The organism is Streptomyces sp. NPDC006335 (assembly GCF_040612795.1).
In the GTDB taxonomy this organism is placed as follows: Bacteria; Actinomycetota; Actinomycetes; order Streptomycetales; family Streptomycetaceae; genus Streptomyces.
Genome location: NZ_JBEXQX010000001.1, coordinates 45,276 through 66,884 on the forward strand (window position 1 = coordinate 45,276; position 21,609 = coordinate 66,884).

General features: G+C 72.6%; 23 protein-coding genes and 1 pseudogene. 9 read left to right on the forward strand and 15 right to left on the reverse strand.

The window, feature by feature from the left end; all coding sequences use genetic code 11:
* Window positions 1-84: 84 nt before the first annotated feature.
* The 4 genes from ABZ098_RS00230 to ABZ098_RS00245 form a co-directional block, all read right to left on the reverse strand.
* Window positions 85-1,020, reverse strand: coding sequence for a hypothetical protein (locus ABZ098_RS00230; RefSeq protein ID WP_356585646.1), 936 nt, complete (start codon window positions 1,018-1,020; stop codon window positions 85-87).
* Window positions 1,021-1,340: 320 nt separating this feature from the next.
* On the reverse strand, window positions 1,341-1,529 hold the full coding sequence (locus ABZ098_RS00235) for a YbdD/YjiX family protein (protein WP_356587571.1): 189 nt from the start codon (window positions 1,527-1,529) through the stop codon (window positions 1,341-1,343).
* A gap of 20 nt (window positions 1,530-1,549) precedes the next feature.
* On the reverse strand, window positions 1,550-3,658 hold the full coding sequence (locus tag ABZ098_RS00240) for a carbon starvation CstA family protein (RefSeq protein WP_356585648.1): 2,109 nt from the start codon (window positions 3,656-3,658) through the stop codon (window positions 1,550-1,552).
* Between the two features lie 90 nt (window positions 3,659-3,748).
* Entirely contained in the window at window positions 3,749-3,964 is a 216-nt protein-coding gene (locus ABZ098_RS00245; protein ID WP_356585650.1) for a DUF3311 domain-containing protein, read from the reverse strand.
* A 190-nt stretch (window positions 3,965-4,154) separates the two neighbouring features.
* Here ABZ098_RS00245 and ABZ098_RS00250 point away from each other — a divergent pair, with 190 nt between their 5' ends.
* The 5 genes from ABZ098_RS00250 to ABZ098_RS00270 are packed head-to-tail and all read left to right on the forward strand — an operon-like array spanning window position 4,155 to window position 9,140.
* A complete protein-coding gene (locus ABZ098_RS00250) occupies window positions 4,155-5,687 on the forward strand; it encodes a sodium:solute symporter family protein (protein WP_356585652.1) in 1,533 nt (510 codons plus the stop codon).
* Window positions 5,684-6,253, forward strand: a complete 570-nt coding sequence (locus ABZ098_RS00255) for a sigma-70 family RNA polymerase sigma factor (RefSeq protein ID WP_356585653.1) — start codon at window positions 5,684-5,686, stop codon at window positions 6,251-6,253. Before ABZ098_RS00250 ends, ABZ098_RS00255 begins: the two co-directional genes overlap by 4 nt.
* Window positions 6,250-6,561 carry a hypothetical protein gene (locus ABZ098_RS00260; RefSeq protein ID WP_356585655.1) on the forward strand — a complete coding sequence of 104 codons (312 nt, stop codon included), beginning with the start codon at window positions 6,250-6,252 and terminating at the stop codon, window positions 6,559-6,561. Before ABZ098_RS00255 ends, ABZ098_RS00260 begins: the two co-directional genes overlap by 4 nt.
* A gap of 33 nt (window positions 6,562-6,594) precedes the next feature.
* On the forward strand, window positions 6,595-8,379 hold the full coding sequence (locus ABZ098_RS00265; RefSeq protein ID WP_356585657.1) for a glycoside hydrolase family 15 protein: 1,785 nt from the start codon (window positions 6,595-6,597) through the stop codon (window positions 8,377-8,379).
* A gap of 5 nt (window positions 8,380-8,384) precedes the next feature.
* Window positions 8,385-9,140, forward strand: coding sequence for an SDR family oxidoreductase (locus ABZ098_RS00270; RefSeq protein WP_356585659.1), 756 nt, complete (start codon window positions 8,385-8,387; stop codon window positions 9,138-9,140).
* Window positions 9,141-9,214: 74 nt separating this feature from the next.
* On the opposite strand, the gene amaP is transcribed toward ABZ098_RS00270, so the two are convergent.
* Genes amaP through ABZ098_RS00295 form a run of 5 tightly spaced genes read right to left on the reverse strand, consistent with a single transcriptional unit; the run spans window position 9,215 to window position 11,564 of the window.
* Window positions 9,215-9,793, reverse strand: a complete 579-nt coding sequence (gene amaP / locus ABZ098_RS00275; protein ID WP_356585661.1) for an alkaline shock response membrane anchor protein AmaP — start codon at window positions 9,791-9,793, stop codon at window positions 9,215-9,217.
* 5 nt (window positions 9,794-9,798) lie between these two features.
* Window positions 9,799-10,485: a DUF6286 domain-containing protein gene (locus tag ABZ098_RS00280; RefSeq protein ID WP_356585663.1), complete on the reverse strand. Its 687-nt coding sequence runs from the start codon at window positions 10,483-10,485 to the stop codon at window positions 9,799-9,801.
* On the reverse strand, window positions 10,482-10,880 hold the full coding sequence (locus ABZ098_RS00285) for a hypothetical protein (protein WP_356585665.1): 399 nt from the start codon (window positions 10,878-10,880) through the stop codon (window positions 10,482-10,484). The genes ABZ098_RS00280 and ABZ098_RS00285 overlap by 4 nt, the downstream gene beginning before the upstream one ends.
* Entirely contained in the window at window positions 10,877-11,062 is a 186-nt protein-coding gene (locus ABZ098_RS00290; protein WP_124002412.1) for a hypothetical protein, read from the reverse strand. Before ABZ098_RS00290 ends, ABZ098_RS00285 begins: the two co-directional genes overlap by 4 nt.
* 37 nt (window positions 11,063-11,099) lie before the next feature.
* Entirely contained in the window at window positions 11,100-11,564 is a 465-nt protein-coding gene (locus ABZ098_RS00295) for an Asp23/Gls24 family envelope stress response protein (protein ID WP_356585667.1), read from the reverse strand.
* Window positions 11,565-11,650: 86 nt separating this feature from the next.
* Between ABZ098_RS00295 and ABZ098_RS00300 the strand changes: the two genes are divergently transcribed.
* Window positions 11,651-12,376 carry a nucleopolyhedrovirus P10 family protein gene (locus ABZ098_RS00300; protein ID WP_356585669.1) on the forward strand — a complete coding sequence of 242 codons (726 nt, stop codon included), beginning with the start codon at window positions 11,651-11,653 and terminating at the stop codon, window positions 12,374-12,376.
* 21 nt (window positions 12,377-12,397) lie between these two features.
* Here the strand turns inward: ABZ098_RS00300 and ABZ098_RS00305 are convergent, their stop codons facing one another.
* The 3 genes from ABZ098_RS00305 to ABZ098_RS00315 all read right to left on the reverse strand — a co-directional run bounded on the left by ABZ098_RS00305 (window position 12,398) and on the right by ABZ098_RS00315 (window position 15,499).
* Complete coding sequence (locus ABZ098_RS00305; RefSeq protein ID WP_356585671.1) at window positions 12,398-13,210, reverse strand: enoyl-CoA hydratase/isomerase family protein; 813 nt, start codon at window positions 13,208-13,210, stop codon at window positions 12,398-12,400.
* Window positions 13,211-13,326: 116 nt separating this feature from the next.
* On the reverse strand, window positions 13,327-13,548 hold the full coding sequence (locus ABZ098_RS00310; protein WP_010355597.1) for a helix-turn-helix domain-containing protein: 222 nt from the start codon (window positions 13,546-13,548) through the stop codon (window positions 13,327-13,329).
* Between the two features lie 352 nt (window positions 13,549-13,900).
* Complete coding sequence (locus ABZ098_RS00315; RefSeq protein ID WP_125191005.1) at window positions 13,901-15,499, reverse strand: ABC-F family ATP-binding cassette domain-containing protein; 1,599 nt, start codon at window positions 15,497-15,499, stop codon at window positions 13,901-13,903.
* Window positions 15,500-15,696: 197 nt separating this feature from the next.
* Between ABZ098_RS00315 and ABZ098_RS00320 the strand changes: the two genes are divergently transcribed.
* Both ABZ098_RS00320 and ABZ098_RS00325 read left to right on the forward strand, forming a co-directional pair.
* Entirely contained in the window at window positions 15,697-16,587 is an 891-nt protein-coding gene (locus ABZ098_RS00320) for a neutral zinc metallopeptidase (protein ID WP_356585674.1), read from the forward strand.
* A gap of 106 nt (window positions 16,588-16,693) precedes the next feature.
* Window positions 16,694-17,107: a VOC family protein gene (locus ABZ098_RS00325; protein WP_356585676.1), complete on the forward strand. Its 414-nt coding sequence runs from the start codon at window positions 16,694-16,696 to the stop codon at window positions 17,105-17,107.
* Window position 17,108: 1 nt separating this feature from the next.
* Here the strand turns inward: ABZ098_RS00325 and ABZ098_RS00330 are convergent, their stop codons facing one another.
* The 3 genes from ABZ098_RS00330 to ABZ098_RS00340 all read right to left on the reverse strand — a co-directional run bounded on the left by ABZ098_RS00330 (window position 17,109) and on the right by ABZ098_RS00340 (window position 20,734).
* Complete coding sequence (locus tag ABZ098_RS00330; protein WP_356585678.1) at window positions 17,109-18,506, reverse strand: hypothetical protein; 1,398 nt, start codon at window positions 18,504-18,506, stop codon at window positions 17,109-17,111.
* A gap of 157 nt (window positions 18,507-18,663) precedes the next feature.
* Window positions 18,664-19,839: an alpha/beta fold hydrolase gene (locus ABZ098_RS00335; RefSeq protein WP_356585680.1), complete on the reverse strand. Its 1,176-nt coding sequence runs from the start codon at window positions 19,837-19,839 to the stop codon at window positions 18,664-18,666.
* A gap of 187 nt (window positions 19,840-20,026) precedes the next feature.
* Entirely contained in the window at window positions 20,027-20,734 is a 708-nt protein-coding gene (locus ABZ098_RS00340; protein WP_356585682.1) for a class II aldolase/adducin family protein, read from the reverse strand.
* Between the two features lie 155 nt (window positions 20,735-20,889).
* On the opposite strand from ABZ098_RS00340, the pseudogene ABZ098_RS00345 reads away from it, so the two are divergent.
* A pseudogene (locus ABZ098_RS00345) lies at window positions 20,890-21,488 on the forward strand (GH25 family lysozyme).
* Window positions 21,489-21,609 lie beyond the last annotated feature (121 nt).

The window sequence follows — 21,609 nt, forward strand, 5'->3', positions numbered from 1 at the left end:
TCCGGTCCGGTCCGGGCCGCGCCGCATCCCCCGTATCAGGCGTCACCCCCCCCCGCATCAGCCACCTCACCGGCTTCACCGCCTTCACCGCCCCAGACGATCCCGCCAATACAGAAACGTGCGCTCCGGCTCGGGCAGCAGTCCCCATGGACAGGGGGTCATGTGGGGGCCGATCCGCCGGAAGACGGGGGCCGCGTCGGTCGGGCGGTGCATGCGGACGAGGGCGAAGGCCAGGATGTTGAGGTCGGAGACGGCCTCGGCGTGCGGTGCGGCCGCGGTGTGGAACCAGTCGGTCAAGGCCGACTCGATCTCCGCGCCGGCCCGGGGTTCGTTCCAGTGGCTGTCCGCCCCGAGGGACATCTGCCGCCGGCGGTGGGCGACGAGTTCGACGCGGGCCGCCACGGGGAGCAGGGCGAGCGGTGAGCCGTGCGGAGCGCGGGCGGCCCCATGACCGGCGAAGTCCATCATGTCGGCGACCGAGCCCTGTCCACGCGGGGACAGACAGCTCAGCAGCCGGTGATAGGCGCCCCGGTGCCAGGGTGCCCGGGTGACGGCCTCGGTCCACACGGGCACGGCGTCCCGGGGCGGCACGGCGAGGGAGTGCATCAGCCCCAGGAGGGCCAGCCAGGGGGTCGGATCGTCGGGGCAGGCCTCCGCGGCGCGCAGACACGCCCGCTCGGCGTCCTGGACGGCGGCCCGACCGTCGGCCGGGTCCCGCCGCGCACACCGGACGCAGGCCCAGAGCACCAGCGCGTCCCCGTCATCGGGTCGTTCGGTGATCCACCGCCGGCACACCCCGGCCGGCAACCCGTCCGCCAGGACGGACATCCGGTGCCACCGGCGGTCCCAGTCCTTCCCCGTGTCCCGCAGCAACTGGGCGACCGGCTGCCAGAGCGGTCGGCTGGAACCGGCACCGAGCCCGTGCAACTGGAGCGTGGGCCGCAGCTCGGTCAGCGTCGCGTGCAGCGCGTCGTCGTCCAGGGCGGGGCGGACCAGCAGGGCGGTACGACGTCTGAACATCTCTGTCCCGGAAGGTGAGTGGAGTAAGGGGGCGGGCGGTGCACCCGCCCCCACGGTCCGCGGCACCGATGCGACCCAGCGGCGCCGCCACCGCCGTCACGATCCGCGGCACCAGCCACCCGCGGCACGAGCCGCAGCACCAGCCACCGCGTCACGAGCCCCGGCACCAGCCACCCCCGTCACGAGCCGCAGCACCAGCCACCCCCGTCACGAGCCGCAGCACCAGCCACCGCGTCACGAGCCCCGGCACCAGCCACCCCCGTCACGAGTGCCCCGGCACCAGCCACCGGCATCGCGAGCCGCAGTCACGCACAGCGGTGTCAACAACACCGCCCCTGCGGATGAGCCTCCCGGTGCCGCGCGCGCAGCACCTCGTACTCCCGCCGGTTCGGTACCGGCGCGAGCGGGTGGTGGCGCAGCTGCCGCTCGCGGTAGCGGTCGTACTCCGCCTCCCCGGTCAGCTCCCGCAGGTACCAGCGAACCGCCCGCGCCCACCGCCGTGCAGCCACGGCCACCCCTTCGGCCAGGCTCACGACCGCACCCCGACCAGCTCCTCACCGGCCCCCTCCGTGGCCCCGGGGGCACCGATCCGCGACTCGACGTACGGCGCCTCCGTCGTGGGCGAGGACCCCGGCGCCCGTACGGCCCGCACGCACACCACCCCCGCGTTGACGATGACGACCGCGACCAGCAGCAGGAACAGGGCGATCAGCACCCCGTCGACCGTGGAGTTGGTGACCACCGTGTGCATGTCGGCCGGCGTCTTGGCGGGCGCGAGCACCTGGCCCGCGTCGATGCCGTCCGCGTACTTGGCGCGCTGGGCGAAGAACCCGACCCGCGGATCGTCCGAGAAGATCTTCTGCCAGCCCGCGGTGAAGGTGATCGCGACCACCCAGGCCAGCGGCACGCCGGTGACCCACGCCCAGCGCAGCTTCCCGGACTTGACGAGGACCGTGGTGCACACGGTCAGCGCGATCGCGGCCAGCAGCTGGTTGGCGATACCGAAGAGCGGGAAGAGCTGGTTGATCCCGCCGAGCGGGTCGGTCGCGCCGGTGTGGAGGAAGTAGCCCCAGGCCGCGACCACCAGGGCGCTGCACAGCCAGATGCCCGGCTTCCAGTTGACCCGGCCGACCGGCTTCCACACGTTGCCGAGCATGTCCTGGAGCATGAAGCGCCCGACCCGGGTGCCGGCGTCCACCGTCGTCAGGATGAACAGCGCCTCGAACATGATCGCGAAGTGGTACCAGAAGGCCTTCATGGCGGTACCGCCGAACACCCCGGAGAAGATCTCCGACATGCCGACCGCGAGGGTCGGCGCGCCTCCGGAACGGGCGATCAGGGTCTGTTCCTCGACCGCCTTCGCGGCCTGGGTCAGCTGGTCGGGGGTGATGGTGAAGCCGAGGCCCGCGACCGCGTGGGACGCCGACTCGGCCGTGGCGCCCAGCAGTCCCGCCGGGGCGTTCATCGCGTAGTACAGGCCGGGCTCCAGGGTGGCCGCCGCGATCAGCGCCATGATCGCGACGAACGACTCCATCAGCATGGCGCCGTAGCCGATGAGCCGGACCTGGGACTCCTTCTGGATCAGCTTCGGTGTCGTACCGGAGGAGACCAGCGCGTGGAAGCCGGACAGCGCGCCGCAGGCGATGGTGATGAACAGGAAGGGGAACAGGGAGCCCGCGAACACCGGCCCGGCGCCCGAGCTCGCGAAGTCGCTCACCGCGTCCGCGCGCAGCACCGGGGCGGCCACCACGACCCCCACCGCGAGCAGCGCGATGGTGCCGATCTTCATGAAGGTGGAGAGGTAGTCGCGGGGGGCCAGCAGCATCCAGACCGGGAGGACGGAGGCGACGAAGCCGTAGCCGATCAGGCAGAAGACCAGGGTCGTCGGGCTGAGGGTGAAGGCGGAGGCCAGCGAGGAGTTCTGGACCCAGCTGCCGCCGACGATCGCCAGGAGCAGCAGCGCGACGCCGATGAAGCTGGTCTCCACGACCCGGCCGGGCCGGATGCGGTGCAGCCAGAAGCCCATGAACAGGGCGATCGGAATGGTCATGGCGACGGAGAAGGTGCCCCACGGGGAGTGCGCGAGGGCGTTGACCACGACCAGGGCGAGCACGCCGAGCAGGATGATCATGATGGCGAAGACCGCGAGCAGCGCGGCCGCACCGCCCGCCCGGCCGATCTCGTCGCGGGCCATCTGCCCGAGCGACTTGCCGTCCCGGCGCATGGACAGGAAGAGGACCACCATGTCCTGCACGGCGCCCGCGAAGATCACTCCGGCGACGATCCACAGGGTGCCGGGGAGATAGCCCATCTGGGCCGCCAGCACCGGGCCCACCAGCGGTCCGGCTCCCGCGATCGCCGCGAAGTGGTGGCCGAGGAGGACCCGCTTGTCGGTGGGGTGGAAGTCGACGCCGTCCTCGAGACGTTCGGCGGGAGTGGCCCGGCGGTCGTCCGGCTGCAAAACGCGCCGGACGACGAAGCGGGAGTAGAAGCGGTAGGCGATCGCATACGAGCCGAGGGCGGCGACGACCAGCCAGACCGCGGAGATCTTCTCGCCCCTGGCCAGCGCGAGCACCCCCCAGGCCACCGCGCCGAGCAGCGCGACGAGGGCCCACAGGAGGATCGAGCGAGGTGACATTCGTGATTTTTCAGGCGCCTCAAGGGCAGGCTGAAGGACGGTTTCGGGCATGGCGGCTCCTCACCAAGAGCGGTGCGAAATCAGAAGGGCTCAGCGGCGATGTCGGTCCGACAGGACGTACGCGGCGAGCAGGCACAGACCGCATCCCGGAACCCAGGCGAGCTGGTACCAGTAGAAGAACGGCGTGCCCGCCAGGCGCGGCTCCGCACCGGCGTACATCGGGACCCACAGCAGTCCCGCGGCGGGTGCGAGAAGCAGTACGGCGATCGCGACGCGCCGTAGCCGGTGATGACCGGTCCGTGCCATGACCTGCGCTCCTCTCCCCATCGCTGTCGGTCTGTGCAAGAGTTGCCCACCTCCCGCGGACGGTTGACAGCGAATTCCGGGGAGATTTCCCGCCGGTGTCCGTCATCCGAACCGGCGGTCCGCGCAACTAATGCGCGAGGGCACAGCCATCCCCGCGCACAGACCCCGGGGCACACCAAGGACGGTGACCATGGCCGACAGCGCCATGACCGCGACGTTCCTCGCCGTGATCGGCGGGGCGTCGCTGCTCGCCGTGACCGCGCGCCGGCTGCGCCCGAGCGACCGGCTGCCGTCCCTGGAGGGCTGGGCGCTGGCCGACCGCAGCCTGGGTCCGGTGTGGACCTGGCTGCTGCTGGGCGGCACGATCTTCACGGCGTACACCTTCACCGCGGTACCGGGCCTCGCGTACGGCAACGGCGGCGCCGCCTTCTTCGCGGTGCCGTACACGGTGATCGTCTGCCCGATCGCCTTCGTGCTGCTCAGCCGCCTCGGTGAGGTGGCCCGCCGGCACGGCTACATCACCGCCGCCGACTTCGTGCGGGGCCGCTACGGTTCGGCGCCGCTGGCCCTGGTGGTCGCGCTGACCGGGATCCTGGCGACGATGCCGTACCTGGCGCTGCAACTGCTCGGGATACGGGCCGTGCTGACCGCGGGGGGCGTGTATCCGCGGGGTGCGACCGGCGATCTGGTGATGGTGGCGCTGTTCGCGGGGCTCGCGGTGGCCACCTACCGGCACGGGCTGCGGGCGCCCACCGTGATCTCCGCGCTGAAGGCGGTCGCCGTGTTCGTCTCCCTCACCGCCGTCACCTGGCTGGTCCTGGAACGGCTCGGCGGACCGGGCGCGGTGTTCGACGGCGCCGCCGAGCGCCTGGGCGCACCGGCGCTCTCCCTCTCCCCCGGCCAGCAGCCCGCCTACGCCACCCTCGCCCTCGGTTCCGCGCTCGCCCTGCTGATGTACCCGCACGTCCTGACCGCTGGTTTCGCCGCCGACAGTCCGCGCACCCTGCGCAAGGTCGCCGTGGCCCTGCCCGCCTGGACGGGGCTGCTCGCGCTCTTCGGGTTCCTCGGCATCGCGGCACTCGCGGCCGGGGTGCGGGCACCGGAGGGCGGTGCCGAGACGGCCGTACCGATGCTGGTGGACCGGCTGATGCCGGGGCCGCTGGCCGGGCTGGTGTTCGGCGCGATCACCGTGGGCGCGCTGGTCCCGGCCGCGGTGATGTCGATCGCGGCCGCCACGAGCTTCGTCCGCAATGTGTACGTCGAGTACGTGCACCCGACGGCCACGCCCAAGCGGCAGGTGCGGATCGCCAAGGCGGTGTCGCTGACGGCGAAGGTGGGCGCGGTGGCCTTCGTGTTCGGGCTGCGCGACCAGGACGCCGTCAACCTTCAGCTCCTCGGCGGGGTCTGGATCCTCCAGATCTTCCCGGCCGTCGCCGTGGGCCTGTTCACGGGGCGGCTGCATCCGCGGGCACTGCTCGCCGGGTGGGGCGCGGGCATGCTGTCCGGCACCTTCCTCGTCGTCCACGAGGGGTTCTCGACGATCGGGGCGGGCCCCTTCCAGATCTACGCCGGTCTCGTCGCCCTCCTGCTCAACCTGACCGTCGCCCTGGCCGGTACCGCGGCCCTCGAACGGCTCGGCGTCCCGCGGGGCGCCGACCTGACCGACCTACCCTCGCGCCTGACCGTCAGGCGGCGCCCGGAGACGGGAGCGAACAACCCGTGAGACAGCACCTGAGACACGGCACGCCCGTGTCCGTCCCGCTCGCCCCCGCGGCGGCCGACCCGGCCGAGCTGGAGCGTGAGGCCGGCGTGGCCCGCCTCTTCGAGCTGCACTACGCCTCGATGCTCCGCCTCGCCGTGCTGCTCGGCGCCGACGACCCGGAGAACGTGGTCGCCGAGGCCTACTACCAGATCTACCGGAAGTGGCGGCGGCTGCGGGACGCCGAGGCCGCGGAGGCCTATCTGCGCTCCACGGTCTGCAATCTGACCCGGATGCGGATACGGCACCTCCAGGTCGCCCGCAGGCACGTCGAGAACCCCCCGACGAGAACCGACGAACTCGTCGCCTCCGCCGAGAGCACCGCGCTCCTCCACGACGACCAGCGCGTCCTCATCGACGCGCTCCAGCACCTGCCCGCCCGGCAGCGCGAGGCGCTGGTGCTCCGGCACTGGCTCGGGCTGAAGGAGAGCGAGATCGCCTCGGCGATGGGGATCTCCTGCGGCTCCGTCAAGACCCACACGGCACGCGGCCTCGCCGCCCTGACCCAGGCGATGGAGGCCCGGCGATGACGCACCGAGACGCGACCCCCTCGCACGACGCGAGTCCGGACCGCACCGAACAGGATCTCCAGGAGGCCCTCGCCGCGCTGGCGGGCGGGGTGCACGCGGCGCCCGACGCCTACCGCACGGCACGCGGCGAGTGGCTGCGCCGGGAACGCCGCCGCCGGCTCGTCCTCGCCGTCCTCATCGCGGTCGTGTTCGCCCTGGCGACGCTGATCGGACTGTGGGTGCTGAACCAGACCCCCGCCCACCCGGGGGTGATCTTCTCGAACACCGGAACGAACACGACGGCGTCACTCCCCCGGCCCCACCCCTGATTGCCCCACCGGCCCGCCGGGAAACCGCACTGCGTGCACCCCCGTATCGAGGACTACGCCCTCATCGGCGACGAACAGACCGCCGCCCTGATCGGCCTGGACGGCTCCGTGGACTGGCTGTGCCTGCCCCGCTTCGACTCGGCGGCCTGCTTCGCCAGGCTGCTCGGGGACGAGGAGAACGGCCACTGGCGGATCGCTCCCGAGGGCGCGGACCGCTGTACCCGGCGCGCGTACCGCCCCGGCACCCTCGTCCTGGACACCGAGTGGGAGACCACCGAGGGCGCGGTGCGCGTCACCGACCTGATGCCGCAGCGCGATGTCGCCCCCGACGTCGTACGGGTCGTGGAAGGGCTCAGCGGCCGGGTCACCGTGCGCAGCACGCTCCGGCTGCGCTTCGAGTACGGCTCGGTCGTGCCGTGGGTGCGCAGGTCGGACGGGCATCGGGTGGCCGTCGCGGGGCCCGACTCGACGTGGCTGCGCAGCGTGCCCCCGGTGCGCACCTGGGGCGAACACTTCGGCACGCACTCGGAGTTCACCGTCGAGGCCGGCGAGAAGGTCGCGTTCGTCCTGACCTGGCACCCCTCGCACGAGCCGCGCCCCCCGCTGACCGACCCCTTCGAGACGCTGGAGAGCAGCGTGGCCGACTGGCAGGCGTGGTCGGCGCGCTGCCGCTACACCGGCCCGCACCGGGACGCCGTGGTCCGCTCCCTGATCACCCTGAAGGCGCTCACCTACCGGCCGACCGGCGGCATCGTGGCCGCGGCCACCACCTCGCTGCCGGAGGAGATGGGCGGAGTACGGAACTGGGACTACCGCTACTGCTGGCTGCGCGACTCCACCCTCACCCTGGCCGCCCTGGTGCAGTGCGGCTATCTGGAGGAGGCCGAGGCCTGGCGGAACTGGCTGCTGCGCGCGGTCGCCGGCGACCCGGCGGACCTCCAGATCATGTACGGCGTCGCGGGCGAGCGGCGGCTGCCCGAGTTCGAGCTGCCGTGGCTGTCCGGCTTCGGCGGCTCCCGGCCGGTGCGCATCGGCAACGAGGCCGTGAAACAGCTCCAGCTCGACGTGTACGGCGAGGTCATGGACTCGCTGTCGCTGGCCCGGCAGGCGGGCCTGCCCGCGAAGTCGCACATGTGGTCCCTGCAGAGAGCCCTGCTGGACTTCCTGCGGTCCTCCTGGCGGCAGCCGGACGAGGGGATCTGGGAGGTGCGCGGCGGCCGCCGCGACTTCGTCCACTCGAAGGTCATGGTGTGGGTGGCCGCCGACCGCGCGGTGCGCACCCTGGAGGCCTACCCGGATCTGACCGGCGACCTGGAGGGCTGGCGCGCGCTGCGCGACGAGGTGCACCACGAGGTCTGCGAGAAGGGCTACGACCCGGACCGCAGCACCTTCACCCAGTACTACGGCTCGCGCGAACTCGACGCGTCCCTGCTGCTGATCCCCCGCACCGGCTTCCTGCCGCCCGACGATCCCCGGGTCGTCGGCACCATCGACGCGATCCGCGCGGAACTGGAGCACGACGGACTGGTACGGCGGTACAGCGCCGAGGAGACCTCCGTAGACGGGCTGCCCGGCGGCGAAGGCACGTTCTTGGTGTGCTCGTTCTGGCTCGCCGACGCCCTCCACATGACCGGCCGTACGAAGGAGGCGCGGGACCTGTTCGAACGGCTCCTCGGCCTGACCAACGACGTCGGGCTGCTGTCCGAGGAGTACGACCCCGTGGCCGGCGCCCAGCTCGGCAACTTCCCGCAGGCGTTCAGCCACATCGGTCTGGTGAACACCGCCCTCACCCTGTTCGGGGGCGAGGAGGCAGGATAGGGGCCATGGATCTTGGACTGAAGGACCGTGTGTACGTCGTCACCGGAGCGACCCGTGGGCTCGGCAACGCGGCCGCGCGTGCGCTGGTCGCGGACGGGGCGAAGGTCGTGGTGACCGGGCGGGACGAGACGCGTGCGCAGGCCGCGGCGGCGGAACTGGGGCCGAACGCGGTGGGCGTGGGCGTGGACAACGCCGATCCGTCGGCGCCCGAGCGGTTGATCGCCGCGGCGCGGGAGAACTTCGGCGGCTTCGACGGCGTGCTGATCAGCGTGGGCGGGCCCGCACCCGGCTTCGTCGCCGACAACACCGACGAGCAGTGGCAGGCCGCATTCGAGTCCGTGTTCATGGGCGCGGTACGGCTGGCCCGAGCGGCCGCGGCCGAGTTGGAGGACGGGGGCGTGATCGGGTTCGTGCTGTCGGCGTCCGTGCACGAGCCGCTTCCCGGGCTGACCATTTCGAACGGGCTGCGTCCCGGCCTCGCCGGGTTCGCGAAGTCGCTCGCGGACGAACTCGGGCCGCGGGGCATTCGGGTCGTCGGATTGCTGCCGTCGCGCATCGACACGGACCGCGTGCGCGAGCTGGACGCGATGTCGGCCGATCCGGAGGCCACCCGGGCCGCGAACGAGTCGCGGATTCCGTTGCGGCGGTACGGGACGCCGGAGGAGTTCGGGCGCGTGTCGGCGTTCTTGCTGTCGCCGGCCGCTTCCTATCTGACCGGGGTCATGCTGCCGGTTGACGGGGGCATGCGGCACGGGTTTTAGCCGGGGGGCCGGTGGGGGGCTGATCCCCCACCGGCGGAGCCGCATATCGATACAGCCCCGCGCCCCCACATGCCCTAACTGACCCTTTCCGCTTTGTGCCTGGCCCCTGTCATGCGGACCTCGGCCGGCAGCGAGTCGAGGCCTGCGGAGTTGCGGGCGTGGGTCAAGGCCTCGGACGTCAGGTGGTGCAGGGCCGTTCCCGGGTCCACGTGGGGCTCCAGCAGGAGTCGTACGCGGGTCCCGGGGGCGTCCGGGCGGCCGGTCAGGTGGGCGTGGGCCCGGTGGACGCCGTCCACACCGGCCGCGTCGTTCTCGAGTACGCCCTCCAGGGCCCGGCCCCTCAGGAGCGCGCCCTCGCCGTCACCCGTGTTGACGCGTACCTCCGAGAGGCGGCGCCTGCGCAGGACCGCCGTCAGCCACCACAGGGTCAGGAGCACCACGAGCGCCAGTGCGGCGATGACCGTCGGCCACCACCAGCCCTCGCCGTCCCAGCGGGTGCGCTCCGCGTCGCTCAGCAGGACGTCCTTCCTGCCGTCGTGGATCCACCACGAGGGCGGGTTCAGGCCGAGGCCCACGGCGAGCACCGAGCCGCCGACGACGAGCAGGACCAGGCCCACCAGGCCGATCAGTACGCGGTTGACGGTCCTGAGCATCGGCCTCAGCCCTTCTTCCGGGTCGTCCGTGCCACGTGCACCGAGAGGGCGGGCTGCCGGGCCAGGCCCAGCGCCCTGATCGCCTCGGCGAGGGTCGCGTCCAGGTCGGCGCGTACGTCGTCCAGTTCACGGAAGTGGGAGACGGCGCGGACGTCGGCCTTGGTCCGCCTCATCCGTACGCGTGCGGACTGGACGCCGGCCACCTCCATGGCCCGGTCCCGCAGGACCATGGCGGCCGCGTCCCGGTGCAGACCCGCGCGGACGTCGGGGTGGGTGCGGCGCATCGGGAGGAGGCCGCGCAGACCCGGTGTGACCGCCAGGACGATCAGCCACAGGCCGAGGGCGGCGGCGACTCCGGCGCCGATCAGGACCCAGGTGTCGTCGAGGGTGCGTTCGGCGAGTTGCCGGGAGAGTTCGCGGCGCCAGTGCATGGCCGGCCGGTGCGCCCGGACGGCCGCGATGTCGTACAGGAAGATTCCCGCGGCGAGCAGGAGCAGCAGGGCGACGACGGCCGCCGGGACCCTGCGTGCCGACCAGAAGCGGCGTTCGCCGCCGCCCGCGTCGGTGTCCGGGACGGGTGGCGGCCCGTACGCGGCCGCCGACGCGGACTGGTCGCGCCGGTCCGGTTCCGCCGCCCGCTCGATGACCGGCAGTCGTTGTGTGGTGCCCTCGGAGCCCTGGGGCTCGCTCATCGCGTCCTCCCCTGTGCCGCGCCGTGCGCCTGTGCCGGATACAGCCGCTCCACCTGGACGGTGACCTCCGACACCTCCATGCCCACCAACGCGACTACCCGCTCGACCACTTGCTGACGCACTTCGCGGCAACGCGCGCCGATGTCGCCGGGGTAGCCGAGTTCGAGGTGCATGCGGACGCGGGCCACCGCATGGTGGACGGCGACGGTGGCATAGGGGGGCTCGGCCTCGGCGGGGAGCTCCCCGAGCGCCTCGCGGGCCGCCTGTCCGGCGATCTTCGCGACCACCCGGTCGGCGATCCTCGTGGCCCCCCGGTCACCAGGGGGAACGGCGGTCGGGGTCAGGGGGCTGCGGAGCTCGTCCTCCGCACCGGCCGCACTGCTCACGGACGTCATCTCCGCCGGTCGTCACGGGTGCGGAAGAAGTCGCCGATCTCCAGGTCCCCCTCCAGGAACCGGCCGACGACGAAGCCGATGGCGCCCAGCGCCGCCACCAGCAGGAAGGCGCCGAATCCGCCGAAATACCCTGCGAAGCCCAGCGCCATGCCGGCGATCATGCCGACCACGGCCATGCTCATCGCGCGCTCCCTAAAGGTTCCTCAATGTGTGCTGTGGCTACTGGAGCCGGGCCTCCGGTTCCTCGTCCTCCTCGTCGGGCAGCTTCACATCGCTCACCGCGACATTGACCTCGACTACCTCCAGGCCGGTCATCCGCTCCACCGCGGCGATGACGTTCTCCCGCACGGCCTTGGCCACGTCGGCGATGGACACGCCGTAGTCGACGACGATCTCCAGGTCGAGCGCGGTCTGCACCTCGCCGACCTCCACCTTGACCCCGCGGGTGGCGGACTTCGAACCGCCGGGCACCCGGTCGCGTACGGCTCCGAAGGTGCGGCTGAGCCCGCTGCCCATGGCGTGGACCCCGAGGACGTCCCGGGCCGCGAGGCCGGCGATCTTCTCCACGACCCCGTCGGCGATGGTGGTCCGCCCACGGGTCGCCGGGTCGCCACCGCCGCGCTTGGTGGTCTTGCGGACCTGCGTCTGCGGCTCCACCTCGGTGTTCTGTGTCATGTCGGTCATCGCCGTCACCCCTTTCGGTCGTCCTCCTTCGACCACCGTAAGCGCGGTTGCGCGAACGCGCGCCGGAGATGCGGCAGGCTGGAGTAATGACGGCGGAGCAATGGGCACGGACGGTACGGCAGCAGCTCGGGCTGGGCAGGCTGCTGCCTCTGGGCGGGCCGCGTGACGGCGCGTGGATCTCCGAGGAGGCGGCCCGGGGTGTGCTGCGGGCCGCGGCCGTGGACCTGCGGAACGTCCGGCTGGGCGCGGTGCGCATCGGGCTCGCCCGTCCGGAGGAGACGCACGAGCCCGCCGTACCGCCGCCTCCGAGCGCGCTGCCGCCCGGCCCGCTGCGGCTCACGGCGGAGTTCGAGGCCACGCCCGCCGAGCCGCTGCCGGTGACGGCGGAGCGGCTGCGCACGGCGCTCGCCGGGGCGGCGGCCGGGCGGCTCGGACTGGAGCTCGACGAGGTGGACCTGCGGGTGACGGCACTGCTGGAGGAAGGCGCGGAGGGCGCGGATCGTTCCGCCGTACGGGCGCCCGAGCCGCCGCGTCCCACGGAGGCGGGGCCGGGCGACGAGACGCTCGCGGCGGTCGCCGCGCTGGCGGTGCCCGGTGTGGCCGGGCTGACCGGACTGCTGGGGCGGCCGGTGCACATCGGGGACCGGGAGACCGGCGCCGGCTCGCTGCCGCGCCGCCATGTCCGCGTCGAACTGGCGGTGGGCGCGGACCGCCGGGCCCTCGACGTGGCCCGGGAGGTCCGCGCCGCCGTGGCAGCGGCCCTGCCGGACGGTCCGACGGTGGCCGTACTGGTGACGGCCGTGCCGACCTAGGACCTGCCGGCGTCCCAGCCCCTAGTCACCGACTCCGGCGAGGTCCCGCAGCCGTCGGGTCTGAGCCGCGCGCTCGGCGGCGCGCTGCTCGTCGTAGGTGCGGTCCTGGGCGCCGCGCAGCAGCGCCTTGGTCTCGATGACCGCGTCGCGGGGGGCGGACAGGAGCGCGGCCGCCAAGTCCCGCACGGCACCGTCGAGTTGGTCGAGCGGTACGGCGATGTTGGCGAGGCCGGTGCTCACGGCCTCCTCGGCCGTGACGAAGCGCCCGGTGGCGCAGATCTCCAGCGCCCGGGCGTATCCGACGAGGCCCACCAGGGGGTGGGTGCCGGTGAGGTCGGGAACCAGGCCGAGGCTGGTCTCGCGCATGGCGAACTGCACGTCGTCGGCGACGACGCGCAGGTCACAGGCGAGGGCGAGCTGGAAGCCCGCGCCGATGGCGTGCCCCTGGACGGCGGCGATGGACACGACGTCACTGCGCCGCCACCAGGTGAAGCCCTCCTGGAACTCGGCGATGGCGGCGTCGAGTTCGACATCACCACTGCGGGCGAGGTCGATGAACGAGGGCTCGCCCTCGATCCCCTCGGGCGTGAACATCTGCCGGTCGAGCCCTGCGGAGAAGGACTTGCCTTCGCCACGCAGCACCACGACCCGGACGGAGCCCGGCACGAGCCGACCCGCCTCGGCGAGCGCCCGCCACAGAGCGGGGCTCTGCGCGTTGCGCTTGGCGGGGTTGGTCAGCATCACCGTGGCGAGGGTGTCCTCGACGGTGAGCCGTACGCCGTCCTTGTCGAGCAGGGGAACTGATTCCTGGCCGTCCTGGCTGGACAGAGCCATGGGGCGCCTCCGATGCGTGCGGTCAGCAGAGCGATGCTAAGTGACTGCACAGTAACCACCCGGCCGGTCGTCCGACCGACCGGGTGGCCACCATCGAAGCCGATGGGCCGCCCGGTTCAGGACGTTGCGGCCTTCTTGCCCCGCGTCGCTCCGCCACGCCCACGAAGCGTGACGCCCGATTCGCTGAGCATCCGGTGCACGAAGCCATACGAGCGGCCGGTTTCCTCGGCCAGTGCCCGAATGCTCGCACCGGAGTCGTACTTCTTCTTCAGGTCTGCCGCGAGCTTGTCGCGCGCGGCGCCGGTCACCCGGCTGCCCTTCTTCAGAGTCTCGGCCACCCGTGCCTCCTCATGGGAAGTGCGCTCTGGTTCTCTCATGATCACCCCTCCGGGCGTTCATGGCCACCCATTCGGCAAGGTCCGTAAGACCTGGTTTTGACGACAGGAGCGAGTCCCCACATACGGAATCCGTAATTCCACCCGGGCGCGTTCGTACCGCCGAACGGGTTCCTTTGTGAAGTGCCAGGTCAGAGACGTACGACGGCCGAGCCCCTGGCGATAAGGGACTCGGCCGTGAAATCGATGTAGGACACACCTCGGTACGAGGAGATCTCACACAGATGATGGATCACCGGTGGGCCGAATGATCCATACGCCGTTGATCACGCATTCGATCAAGCGGCGTCGGCGGTCAGGCGAGGGCGACGAGATCCGCGTAGTCCGCGCCCCACAGGTCCTCGACACCGTCCGGCAGCAGGATGATCCGCTCCGGCTGGAGCGCCTCGACGGCGCCCTCGTCGTGCGTGACCAGGACGACGGCGCCCTTGTAGGTGCGCAGCGCGCCGAGGATCTCCTCGCGGCTGGCCGGGTCGAGGTTGTTGGTGGGCTCGTCGAGGAGCAGGACGTTCGCCGAGGAGACGACCAGGGTCGCGAGGGCGAGGCGGGTCTTCTCACCGCCGGAGAGGACCCCGGCCGGCTTGTCGACGTCGTCGCCGGAGAACAGGAACGAGCCGAGCGTCTTGCGCACCTCGACGAGGTCGAGGTCGGGAGCGGCCGAGCGCATGTTCTCCAGGACCGTGCGCTCGGGGTCCAGGGTCTCGTGCTCCTGGGCGTAGTAGCCGAGCTTGAGGCCGTGGCCGGGCACGACCGCGCCGGTGTCCGGCTGCTCGGTCCCGGCGAGCAGGCGCAGCAGGGTCGTCTTGCCCGCGCCGTTGAGGCCCAGGATGACCACGCGGGAGCCCTTGTCGATGGCCAGGTCGACGTCGGTGAAGATCTCCAGCGAGCCGTACGACTTCGACAGGCCCTCCGCCATCAGCGGGGTCTTGCCGCAGGGCGCGGGCTCGGGGAAGCGCAGCTTGGCGACCTTGTCCTGCTGGCGCACCGCCTCGAGGCCGGAGAGGAGCTTGTCGGCGCGCTTGGCCATGTTCTGCGCGGCGACCGTCTTGGTGGCCTTGGCGCGCATCTTGTCGGCCTGCGAGTGCAGGGCCGCGGCCTTCTTCTCGGCGTTCTGCCGCTCGCGCTTCCTGCGCTTCTCGTCGGCCTCGCGCTGCTGCTGGTAGAGCTTCCAGCCCATGTTGTAGACGTCGATCTGGGCGCGGTTGGCGTCCAGGTAGAACACCTTGTTGACGACCGTCTCGACCAGGTCGACGTCGTGGGAGATCACGATGAAGCCGCCGCGGTAGGTCTTGAGGTAGTCCCGCAGCCAGATGATCGAGTCGGCGTCGAGGTGGTTGGTCGGCTCGTCGAGGAGCAGGGTGTCGGCGTCCGAGAAGAGGATCCGGGCCAGCTCGATACGGCGGCGCTGACCACCGGAGAGGGTGTGCAGGGGCTGGCCCAGCACCCGGTCGGGGAGGTTCAGCGCGGCGGCGATGGTGGCGGCCTCGGCCTCGGCGGCGTACCCGCCCTTGGTGAGGAACTCCGTCTCCTGGCGCTCGTACTGTCGCAGGGCCTTCTCGCGGGTGGCGCCCTGGCCGCTCGCGATGCGCTGTTCGTTGTCGCGCATCTTCTTCAGCAGGACGTCGAGGCCGCGCGCGGAGAGGATGCGGTCGCGGGCGAGCACGTCGAGGTCGCCGGTGCGGGGGTCCTGGGGGAGGTAGCCGACCTCGCCGGAGCGGGTGATCTGGCCCGCGGCGGGGATGCCCTCGCCGGCCAGGCACTTGGTGAGGGTGGTCTTCCCCGCGCCGTTGCGGCCGACCAGGCCGATGCGGTCGCCCTTGGCGACTCGGAAGGTGGCGGACTCGATGAGGACTCGGGCGCCGGCGCGCAGCTCGATACCGGAGGCGGAGATCACGGACAGACTCCAGGGCGGATTCGGGATTGACGGATGGGCGGCTGAGGACGTTCCCGCCGTCTAATGCGCGAGGAGAATGGCCATGGGCCAAGTCTAACGGGGGCGTGCAAGCACTTTTTCTGGGTTCGGGTGTTCGGTTGGTCTCGCTCCGGGTATCCGGTCGGTCCCGTCGCCGCCCCTGGTCCGGAGGTGTCCGCATGCAGTTCGACGACGACGCCAGGTTGGACACCTCCGAGGTGCAGGACGTGCGCGGCAGCCGCGTCCCGGGCGGGAAGGCGACCATCGGTGGTGGCATCGGCGGGCTGATCGTCCTGCTCCTCGGGCTCTTCCTCGGCGTCGGCCCCGACCAGCTCGGGCTCACCGACGGCGGCGGACAGCCCGCGGCCACGGCCTCCGGCCTCGCCGAGGTCGAGCAGAGCTGCAAGAGCGGGCAGGACGCGAACACGCGCGACGACTGCCGCACGGTGGCGGTGGTCAACAGCCTGCAGGACTACTGGGACCAGGAGTTCCAGCGGCGCGGCGCCACCTATGCCCGCTCCTCCACGATCCTGTTCGGCGAGCGGGTCGGCACGGCGTGCGGGTCGGCGACCTCGGCGGTCGGTCCGTTCTACTGCCCGGGCGACCGGAGGGTCTATCTCGACCTCGGGTTCTTCGACGAGCTGCGGTCCAAGTTCGGGGCGAGCGGCGGCCCGTTCGCGCAGGCGTACGTGGTGGCGCACGAGTACGGGCACCATGTGCAGGACCTGATGGGCACGCTGAGCCGGTCGCAGGACGGGCGCACGGGCGCCGACAGCAACGCGGTGAAGGTGGAGCTCCAGGCGGACTGCTACGCCGGGGTGTGGGCCCACCACGCGACCACGACGAACGACGAGTCGACGGGCCGGCCGCTCATCACGAGTCTCACGGACGCGGACATCGCCGACGGCCTGGACGCGGCGGCGGCGGTGGGCGACGACCGGATCCAGGAGCGGTTCCAGGGGCGGGTGACACCGGAGTCGTGGACGCACGGGTCGGCGCAGCAGCGGCAGAGCTGGTTCCGGCAGGGCTACGAGTCCGGCGACATGACGCGGTGCGACACCTTCCGTTGAGGGTCACCGCCCGCCGGCACGACGTCCGGGAGGCCGCTGTCAGTGGTCGCTGCGAGACTGGACGCCAGAGGGATTCACGGCTTCTGGTCACAAGGGAGTGATCGGCATGGCGGGCACGACCGGTGGGCGTCCGAGCATCTACCCCACACTGCTGTACACGGACGCGAAGGCGGCGATCAAGCAGCTCACGGAGGCCTTCGGCTTCACCGAGCTCGCCGTGTACGAGGACGAGAACGGCCTGGTGGCCCACGCCGAGCTGGTGCAGGGCAACGGCGCGGTGATGCTCGGTTCCAAGGGCACCGGCAGCGCCTACGACAAGCTGATGAAGGACGCGGGCCGGACCGGGGTGTACGTCGTCGTGGACGACGTCGACGCGCACCACCGCCGCGCCGTGGAGCACGGCGCGGAGATCCTGATGCCCCCGACGGACCAGGACTACGGCTCCCGGGACTACATGGCCCGGGACGCCGAGGGCAATGTGTGGAGCTTCGGGACGTACGCGCCGGAGATGGGCGCCTGACTCACCCGCCGGTGTGCACCTGGAAGGCGGCGCGGCGGACGGCCTTGGCGAGGGCCGGGTCGGGGTGGGCGGCGGCGAGGGCGACCAGGACCTGCACGGTGCGCGGGTGGCCCACGGCCCGTACCTCGTCGAGGAGTTGGGGCACGGTCGGCTGGACGGCGGACTCCAGGTGCCGCACCAACATGGGGGCCTCGCCGTGGTCCGCGACGGCGGCAGCCGTGTCGACCCACAGCCAGGTGGCCTCCTCCCGGGTGAGGACCTCGTGGGCGTCCTCCGGGTCGATCCCGTCGTGCTCGGCCAGCCACAGCAGGGCGTACGGCCGCAGGGTGGGCTCGTCGGCCACGGAGCGGACGTCGGGCTCGGCGGGGGCGCCGACGACCCGCAGCGCCTCGAAGGCGAGGCCGCGCAGCAGGGCGTCGTCGCCGCGGGCGGCACCGAGCAGCTCGGTGACGGCGCTGCCGACGGGGCGGGCGGCGAGCCAGGCGCGGTACTCGGCGCGGGCCGCGTTGGGGCGGAGCTGGGCGCAGCCGCGCAGCATCTCCTCGGCGGCGACCTCGATGTTGCCGGCGGGGCTCTGGGCGGCGACGCAGATCTGCTCCAGCTTGACCCACACCGCCCAGTTGCCGAGCGGGGTGAGGGTCGCCTGGCCGTCGCCGTAGGTCAGGGCGCCCACGGAGGCGAGGGCGCGCAGGGCCCAGTCGAGGAGGGGGGCGAGCGGGGCGTCGGCCGTCTCGGGCTCCTCCACGGGCTCCGGCTGGGGGCCGTAGGGGATCTCGCAGCGCTCGGTGCGCAGTTCGGTGACGCGCTGCTCCAGGAGGTCCAGGAGCTGCTCGACGGGGACGGGGCCGGCGGACAGCTGGAGGAAGGAGAGCACCTGGGGCATGGCCGAGACGACCTCGGCGACGGCGGCGGGCTCGCGGTCGGTGGGTTCCGGGAAGGCGAGCGACCAGGCGTCGAAGAGGGCGACCCAGCCGCGCAGCACGGCACTGTCGTCGCGGTCCCAGGCGCGCAGCCGCCAGCCCGGGCGGGCGTTGTCGCCGTGCACCTCGACGAGGCCGGCGAGGCGGGCGGTGTCCCAGTCGGCGCGGACCTGAGCCGGGGTCAGGCCGAGGTCCTCGGCCGCGCGGGCGGCGGTCTCGTCGGAGAGGGTGCCGTTGCCGTCGGAGCCCGCGCCGTTCCTGCCGGGGCCCAGGGCGCCGTCGGCCCAGTGCGCGACGCGCGCCGCGCCGGCAAGGCCCCTGCGCGCCATTCTGGCCAGTTCCGCGGGGGCGGGTGTGCCCTCCGGGGGGCGGGGCGCGGGGCGGCGTGGGCGCCGTTGGTTCACTGCTGTGGGGGCGGCGGCCAGGGGTCGCGGGCGGACGAGTCGAAGCCTGGAGTCGCGCGGGATACGGGACGTCACGGGTGCAGTCTTCCGGTTGACGGTCCGAAAACCCAAACGGAATGCCACCGCGGGCGCCGGCGGGGGTCGGCGCCGGGGCCGCGCGGAGGGGCATACACCGAGATCAGGCCAGTAGTACGCGCTTAAACGGAAGCTGCGGGGCCGGGGCGCCCGCCGGTCACATCAGAGGGGTGAGGAAACGGCGCAGTGCCTCTTCGTAGGCGCTCGGGTCGGCGTTCCACATCGCCGCGTGGGGGGCCTGACGGACCGTGTGGAGGGCGATCCGGTCGGGGTGGGCGGCGGCGAGACGCTGGGAGAGTTCCCAGGGGGCGATGGTGTCGTCCGGCCCGTGCAGGATCAGGGTCGGCGGCTGGGGTCGGCCGGCGACCGTGTCGTCGGTCCGGTCTCCGTGGTCGTCGTGGGGGACGGTGCGGTCGGCGTAGAGGCCGGAGTGGTCGCTGGGCAGGCCGGTGCGGCCCTGTGCGGCGCGCACCGCGAGCGGGAGGAGGACGCCGGGGGTGTGGCGGGCCGCGGCGAGGGCACGCAGGGTCAGCTCCCAACTGAGGACCGGGGAGTCCAGGACGAGCCCCTTGACGCGGTCGCGCAGACCGGAGCGGGCGGCGGCGTGCAGGGCCATGGTGGCGCCGGTGGACCAGCCGTGCAGCACGAGTTGGCGGGCGCCGTTGCTGACGGCGTAGCGCATCGCCGCGTCCAGGTCGCGCCACTCGGTCTCGCCGAAGTGGTGCAGGCCGTCCGGCGGTCGGGGGGCGCCGGCGTCGCCGCGGTGGGCGGGGGCGAGGACCGGGAAGCGGTGGCGGTGCAGGAACTCCATGATGTTCAGGGCGTGTTCGCGGGTGGTGCCGAGGCCGTGGACCGCGATGACCCAGGTGTCCCGGACGCCGGGGACGAACCACGCGGGCAGGGCGCCGAGTTCGCCCGGGATGTCGACGTCGGTGTGGTCGAGGCCGAGGGCCGACTTCGGGTCGCCGACGTACGCGTTCGGGGTGAGCCACACCTTGTCGCCGGGGGCCAGGGTGCCGTGGGTGACGCGTTCCAGGCGGCGGACGACGGTGTCGGCGGAGTGCGGTTCCGCGGCGAGGACGGGCCCCACGACGGCGTGGGAGCCGTCGCCGGCGAGGCCGTAGGTGCCGGGGCGGAGGGCGGCTAGGTCACGGGTGAGGGCGATGCGGCCGGCGGCGGTGGAGTGGACGGTGAGCCGGGGGTCGCCGGGCAGCGGGCGGCCCGCGGGCGCCTTCAGTCCGGCGTCGCTGGCGATCCGCCCGGCGACGATTCCGGCAGCGCCGGCGGCCAGGGCTGCGGTGACGGCGGCGGCCGTCGCTTTGACAGTGCGCACGCCTTCAGTGTCCTGTCGGACGCGCTCTGCGGCCAGTGGGCGGCAGCCGCCTGGCGGGCGGACCGGGGCCGGGGCGGCGGGGTGTCCGTCCTGGGGCAGGGTGCCGGCGGCTCCCCAGGGGCGCGGGGAACCGCGCGACCGGCCACACCGCACCCCCACGCGCCGTACGACAGAAGGGGCCATGCCCTCAAGCGCGCTGCCCGTACCCCCGCAACCGCTCCCCCGCCTCCGCGAGCTGTTCCTGCGTCAGCAGGTTCGGTGTCAGGCCGGGGACCGAGCGGGCCGTGAGCCACAGGCGGCACATCCACTCCAGTTGGGCCGTGCGGTCGTAGGCCTGGGAGAGAGTCGCGCCGTAGGCGATCGTGCCGTGGTTCTGGAGGAGGCAGGCGGTGCGGTCGGCGAGGGCGTGGAGCATGTTCTCGGCCAACTCGTCGGTGCCGTAGGTGGCGTAGGGTGCGACCCGGACGGGGCCGCCGAGCGCGCTGGTCATGTAGTGGATCGCGGGGAGCTCCGGCACGAGCGTGGAGACGGCCGTGGCGTGCACCGCGTGGGTGTGGACGACCGCGCGGGCGTCGGTGCTGCGGTAGACCGCCAGATGCATGGGGACTTCACTCGTCGGTACCAGGGTGCCGAGGATCTGACGCCCCTCCAGGTCGACACCTGTCACGTCGTCGGGTGTGAGGCGGTCGTAGGGGACGCCCGACGGGGTGACGAGGACCGTGTCTCCTACGCGTACGGAGACGTTGCCGGAGGTGCCGACGACCAGTCCGTCGGTGACCGTCCGGCGGGCCGTGTCGACCAACTCGCCCCAGGCCTCCGCCTCCTCGGCCCGCGCCTCTCCCGTCCCGCCCCCGGCACCCTGTACGTCCCGTGGATCCTGCCGTCGCTCAGCCATGCCGTGATCCTGCCAGCCGGGGCGCCGGGGCGTCGCGGGGGCGGTGCTGTGCGCGGGGCAGGGGCTGTGCGGGGGCTGTGCGGGGCCGGGGCTTCGCCCCTCGTGTGGCTCGGCCGGAGATCGGCCGCAATCCGGTGGACTTCCGCGTCCTCGCCCTGTCCGTGGCCACGCTCGCCGCGGGAAACGCGGCGTTCGCCGGGACGCCGGCCCCGGCGGCGGACCGGCCCGGGGGGCACGACGTCTCGGCGCACCAGAAGGACGTCGACCGGCGGAAGGCCAGGGTCGAGGGCGCCAGGTTCGCCTACGTCGAGGCGACCGAGTCCACCGGCTGCCGCAACCCGTGCTTCGGGCAGCAGTACTAACGGGGCGCGCGACGCGGGCATCAGCCGCGGGGCGAACCACTTCGCGCTGCCGGACAGTCGTCGGGCCGGGCGCAGGCCGCGTACTTCGTGGGCAACGGCGGCGCCTGGTCCGCGGACGGCTGGACCCTGCCGCCCGCGCTCGACATCGAATACAACCCGTTACGACCCGTACGACAGGAAGCACACGTGCTACCGGATGAGCAAGGCGGGGACGGTCGACTGGATCAGGTCGTTCAGCGACGAGGTCGAGCGGCTGACCGGGCGCCGGCCGGTGATCTGCACGACCGCCCACTGGTGGAACCCCCGCACGGGCGGCAGCGGAGCCTTCGGGTGACCAGAATCTCTTCGACGGCTCGGCGCGTCAGCTCAAGAGGTTCGCGGGCGGGTCGTAGCCGTGGGGCGCACGGGTCGCACGGGGGCGGTGGGGCCCGGCAAAGCCATAGCCGAAGACTACGGTCACCGTGCGGCCCGCCTCAGTTCACCTTCCGTTCATCCAGGTTACTTACCTTCAAC